The organism is Bradyrhizobium sp., assembly GCF_016462955.1.
Taxonomy (GTDB): domain Bacteria; phylum Pseudomonadota; class Alphaproteobacteria; order Rhizobiales; family Xanthobacteraceae; genus Bradyrhizobium.
Genome location: NZ_JAEMSD010000289.1, coordinates 3,577 through 8,784 on the forward strand (window position 1 = coordinate 3,577; position 5,208 = coordinate 8,784).

The following is a 5,208-nucleotide window of genomic DNA, read 5'->3' on the forward strand; positions in this document are numbered from 1 at the left end:
GGAAGTCGCCGAGCTCAAGACCACGATGCCGGAGCTCGAAGCCGCCGCAAAGGCTGCCGACGAGGAGCTGGCGAAGGAGCTGTCGGCAATTCCGAACATCCCGTTCGACGACGTGCCCGACGGCGTCGACGAGCACGGCAACGTGCAGCACCACGTGTACGGCAACAAGCGCAACTACAGCTTCGCACCGAAACTGCATGATGATCTCGGCACCGCGCTCGGCTACATGGATTTCGAGGCGGCGGCAAAGCTCTCCGGCGCGCGCTTCGTCGTGTTGAAGAAGGGGCTGGCGCGGCTCGAACGCGCGATCGGCCAGTTTATGCTCGACCTGCACACCACCGAGCACGGCTACACCGAGATCAATCCGCCGCTGCTTGTGCGCAACGAGGTGATGTTCGGCACCGGGCAATTGCCGAAATTCGAGGACGATCAGTTCTGGGCGATCAAGGGCGAGCTGCTCGCTTCGCCCGACCATGAGCGGTTGAAGACCGAGCGGCTCGGCCTGATCCCTACCGCAGAAGTCTCGCTGACCAATCTCGCGCGGGAATCCATCCTCGACGAGAAGCAATTGCCGATGCGCCTCACCGCGCTGACGCCGTGCTTCCGTGCCGAGGCGGGCGCCGCGGGCCGCGACACCCGCGGCATGATCCGCCAGCACCAGTTCACCAAGGTCGAGCTGGTCTCGATCACGACGCCGGAAGCGAGCAAGGACGAACTGGAACGGATGCTGTCCTGCGCCGAGCAGGTGCTGCAGAAGCTCGACCTGCATTATCGCGTGATGACGCTCTGTGCGGGCGATATGGGTTTCTCGGCGCAAAAAACCTATGACATCGAGGTCTGGATGCCCGGGCAGGGCGAGGGCGGGGCGTTCCGCGAGATCTCGAGCTGCTCGGTCTGCGGCGACTTCCAGGCCCGCCGTATGGATGCGCGCTCGCGCGGGCCCGACGGCAAGCCGCGCTTCGTGCACACGCTGAACGGCTCCGGCACCGCCGTCGGCCGCGCGCTGATTGCCGTGATGGAGACCTATCAGCAGGAGGACGGCTCGATCGCGGTCCCTGACGTGCTCCAGCCCTATATGGGCGGGCTGAAGGTGATCGGCCGCGAGTAGGCTTGCGTAGATCGGGCGGCCGGCTATCCTGCCGGCCACCCGCCAACGCGAACCCACGGGTCATGGCCTTGCACCGCGACATCTTCTGGGTCGGCCGACAATGGGCCGTAACGGGCGCCGGGATCCAGGCCATCGATCAGCGCCTGCGCGGCGTGCTCGACATCGAGATCGCCCGGCTTTGGGACGACGATCTCGTGCAGAGCCGGCGGTCCAAGCCCGGCGTCAATGCTGCCGACTTCGACAAGGCGCTGGCAGTGGCGCGCGAGCGCTTTCCGCAGCCGCCGGAGTCGAATCCGCTCGTGGCGCAATTGGAGGCGCTCGGCGTGATCGAGGCTCCGGTCATCAGTGCGGCCGTGCCGGCGATGCAATTGCGTGCGGAGGGTCGGCTGGCGCGCTTCCTGCCGCAATGGCGCATTCGAGGGTAACGGGATCAGGCCGGGAACCAGCCGCCCGACCGCAATCGTCCGGTTTGCCTGTTCGGCCCCGGCCAGATAAGACGGCTCAGACCCGTTTTTTTTTGGAAACGAACCTTTCGCATGCGCATTCTCTGCACCAATGACGACGGCATTCACGCTCCTGGCCTCAAGGTCGTGGAGGAGATCGCGCGCGCCTTGTCCGATGACGTCTGGGTGGTGGCGCCCGAGCTCGACCAGTCCGGCGTGTCGCATTCGCTGTCGTTGAACGACCCCTTGCGCCTGCGCGAAGTCGGCCCTCGCCATTTTGCGGTGCACGGTACGCCGACGGACTGCGTCATCATGGGCGCCCGCCACATCCTCGGTGCCAAGCTGCCTGACATCGTGCTGTCCGGCGTCAACAAGGGCCGCAACGTCGCCGAGGACGTGGTCTATTCCGGCACCATTGCCGGCGCGCTGGAGGGGACCATCCTGGGGCTGCCGTCGTTTGCATTGTCGCAGGAGTTCAGCGTCGAGACCCGGGAGCGCCCGCCGTGGGACACCGCCCGCAAGTTCGGGCCCGACATCCTGCGCAAGGTGATTGCCGCCGGCGTTCCCAAGGACACGGTGATCAACGTCAACTTCCCGTCCTGCGCGCCCGAGGAGGTGCAGGGCGTCCGTGTCACGCGGCAGGGCAAGCGCAATCTCGGCTTCCTCAAGATCGATGAGCGCAGGGACGGCCGCGGTAATCCGTATTTCTGGATCGGCTTCGAACGGACTGCGATGCTCGACACGCCTGACGCCGGCACCGATCTGGCGGCGCTGCGCGAGCGCTACGTTTCGGTCACCCCGCTCAGGCTCGACCGCACCAATGAAGCGTTTTCGGAGCAGCTCAGCGCGACTCTGAAATAGACCTAGCCGCTGCGAAGCGCGGCTTCGATGGTCCTGCTGAGCGCGTCGAGCTGGAATGGTTTCTGAAGCGCCGGCCGGTCGCGGTACTGTTCGGGCAGGCCGGAGGAGCCGTAACCGGTAGCGAAAATAAACGGGCAACCCTTCGCCATGATGACATCGGCCACCGGCGAGATGACCTTGCCGTTGACGTTGACGTCCAGAATGGCGAGGTCAAATTCGGTCGATTGCGCAAGCCGCATGGCTTCATTGATGTCGCCGGCCTCGGCGGCAACCCTGTAGCCCAGCTCCTCGAGCATGTCCGTGACCATCATTCTGATCATGACCTCGTCCTCGACGAGGAAAACAGAGCGGCCCGAAAGCCCTGTCGCAGTCATAGGTGAGTCCTTGCCCATTTTCGCGAACGTTCGCAGATAACGATAAGTGGCGCAATGCGCGTTTCAGCGAAGGCAAATTCGCAAATGACTTAGCGCTTTGAAAGCCTGTTGTGGTCAAATGCCGCGTCGAAAGGTTACCACGAGTTCCTGAGCCGGAACAAGATTCCCAGCTCAGGTTCCTGCGGTGCAGACAAAGCCGCCAGACGAAATGAGCGATAGTAGCCATGACTTCCCACGAGCCGCCGCCGGAAAAGATGATGTTTCAGCTCACGCTGAGGCGCCGCGGCATCAGTGACCAGGCCGTGCTGCGGACCATGGAGGAGGTGCCGCGCGATCTCTTCGTGGAGGAGGCCGATCGCGATGGCGCCTATCGTGACAGCGCGCTGCCGATCGCTTGCGGACAGACCATCAGCCAGCCCTTCGTCGTCGCCTACATGACCGAGCAACTCCAGCTCCAGAAGCAGCACCGGGTGCTCGAAATCGGCACTGGCTCGGGCTACCAGGCCGCTGTGCTGTCGCGGCTCGCCGGCCATGTGCTGACCGTCGAGCGCTATCGCAAGCTCGCCGACACGGCACGCGCCCGGCTCGAGAAGCTTGGTTGTCACAATGTCGAGGTGATGCTTGGCGACGGTCTCGATCTGCCGCCCAATATCCGACCGTTCGATCGCATCATCGTCACCGCCGCGATGGAGCAGATCCCGGAGAACGTGGTCGAGCGGCTGGAGCTCGGGGGGATCCTGATCGCCCCGGTCGGCCCGCATCAGGGCGTACAGACGCTGATCCGCCTGACCCGCACTGAAGCCGGATTCGAGCGCCGGGAACTCGTGGAGGTCCGCTTCGTGCCGGCGTTGCCCGGCGTGGCGCGGGAACTGTAGAATCCCGGATCGGCTGTGCGGCCAACATCTTATCGGAGGGTTAAGCCGTTATTTACTCGGCGCGTGTTTACTTAAAACACCAGTTCTGTTGCGTACGAGTGAGTAACCATGTCCGCTGTCGCCGAGTTGCTTTACTCGCGCCGCGTGCCGCAGGTCGCGGTGCTGGCGCTGATCTCCTTCAGCTTTGCAGGGTGCAGCGCCGACATGTCGTCGCGGCTGTCCCAGTCGAATTTCTCCAATCCCTTCGCGTCCGAACAAACCGGTTCGGTGCAGCAGGCGCCGCCGCAGCAGCAGCGCGAGCTGCCGCAATACGCACGGCCGCAGACGCAGCCGGGATATTATCAGTCGCAGCCACTACCTCCGCCTGCTGTCTCCACCCCGCAATCCTACCCGGTCGGTTCGGGCAGCGGCGTGTCCGGAGGCGGACGCGGCGTCAGCTCTTACGCGCCCCCGGCGCAGCCGCACCTGGAGACCACGGCCACCGTGCCGCCGCGCTCGGTTGCGGCTACCCAGCCGGCCGGTGGTACCAAGATCATCGTCGGCACCAGCGATACGCTGGACGTTCTCGCGAAGCGTTACCGCGTCACGCCGCAGGCGATCCTTGCGGCCAATGGCTACAAGGGCCCGCGGGCGCTCTCGCCCGGCCAGCAGTTGATCATCCCGTCGGCGGCGACGGCCGCTGTCCCGGCGCCTGCGATGGCTCCCGTTGCTGCCGCGCCTGCTGCCAAGCCCGTCGTGGCCATGGCTGCGCCGGCGAGCACCCATTTCGTCAATAAGGGCGATACGCTCGCCAGCATTGCCCGCAAGAGCCATATCTCGACGGCTGATCTCGCCCGCGCCAACGGGATCGATCCGTCCGCAAAACTCAAGCTCGGCACCAGGCTGACCGTGCCCGGTGCCAAGACCGCTGCCCTCGCGGCGCCGGCGGCTCCGGTCGCAGCTGCTCCCGTGGCGACGCTCCAGCCCGTCGCGGCCGCTCCCGCGCCCGCCACCAAGCTGGCCGCCGCCGCGCCGGTGCAAAGCGCGCGTCTGGCGCAGGCGACTGCCAATGTCGAAGAGAAGCCCGCCGAGACGCCGGCGAAGGCTGCGGACGCCACCGGTGCGCTGCCGACCTTCCGTTGGCCGGTGCGCGGCAAGGTGGTCACGACCTACGGCGCCAAGACCAATGGCAAGTCCAATGACGGCATCAATCTGGCGGTGCCCGAGGGCACGCCGGTCAAGGCGGCTGAAGACGGTGTCGTCGCCTATTCCGGCAACGAGCTGAAGGGTTACGGCAATCTCGTCCTGGTTCGGCACTCCAACGGCTACGTCACCGCATATGCCCATGCGAGTGAGCTGTTGGTGAAGCGCGGCGATACCATCAAGCGCGGTCAGGTCATTGCCAAGTCGGGTCAATCCGGGGAGGTGGCGTCGCCGCAGCTCCACTTCGAGATCCGCAAGGGATCGAGCCCGGTTGACCCGCTTCAATTCCTGAACGGGGCGTGAGGCCGACAGGGCCTCCGCGCGAAAGCTGTCGTCGCCCGGCTTGACCGGGCGACCCAGTACGC

Annotated in this window: 6 protein-coding genes; 5 read left to right on the plus strand and 1 reads right to left on the minus strand. The window is 65.3% G+C overall.

The features are described 5' to 3' along the window. The 3 genes from serS to surE all read left to right on the plus strand — a co-directional run. On the plus strand, positions 1–1,108 hold a 1,108-nt coding region (gene serS / locus JHD07_RS25080; RefSeq protein ID WP_291626911.1), incomplete at its 5' end, for a serine--tRNA ligase. A 62-nt stretch (positions 1,109–1,170) separates the two neighbouring features. Then, positions 1,171–1,533 (plus strand): hypothetical protein, encoded by a 363-nt coding sequence (locus JHD07_RS25085; protein ID WP_291626914.1) that lies wholly within the window; start codon positions 1,171–1,173, stop codon positions 1,531–1,533. A gap of 111 nt (positions 1,534–1,644) precedes the next feature. After that, positions 1,645–2,412 (plus strand): 5'/3'-nucleotidase SurE, encoded by a 768-nt coding sequence (gene surE, locus JHD07_RS25090; protein ID WP_291626916.1) that lies wholly within the window; start codon positions 1,645–1,647, stop codon positions 2,410–2,412. Between the two features lie 2 nt (positions 2,413–2,414). On the opposite strand, the gene JHD07_RS25095 is transcribed toward surE, so the two are convergent. Next, positions 2,415–2,786 carry a response regulator gene (locus tag JHD07_RS25095; RefSeq protein WP_291626917.1) on the minus strand — a complete coding sequence of 124 codons (372 nt, stop codon included), beginning with the start codon at positions 2,784–2,786 and terminating at the stop codon, positions 2,415–2,417. Between the two features lie 224 nt (positions 2,787–3,010). On the opposite strand from JHD07_RS25095, the gene JHD07_RS25100 reads away from it, so the two are divergent. Together JHD07_RS25100 and JHD07_RS25105 are read left to right on the plus strand one after the other, a co-directional pair. Further along, on the plus strand, positions 3,011–3,661 hold the full coding sequence (locus JHD07_RS25100) for a protein-L-isoaspartate(D-aspartate) O-methyltransferase (RefSeq protein ID WP_291626918.1): 651 nt from the start codon (positions 3,011–3,013) through the stop codon (positions 3,659–3,661). A gap of 108 nt (positions 3,662–3,769) precedes the next feature. Beyond that, positions 3,770–5,146 carry a peptidoglycan DD-metalloendopeptidase family protein gene (locus tag JHD07_RS25105; RefSeq protein WP_291626919.1) on the plus strand — a complete coding sequence of 459 codons (1,377 nt, stop codon included), beginning with the start codon at positions 3,770–3,772 and terminating at the stop codon, positions 5,144–5,146. Positions 5,147–5,208: the final 62 nt, after the last annotated feature.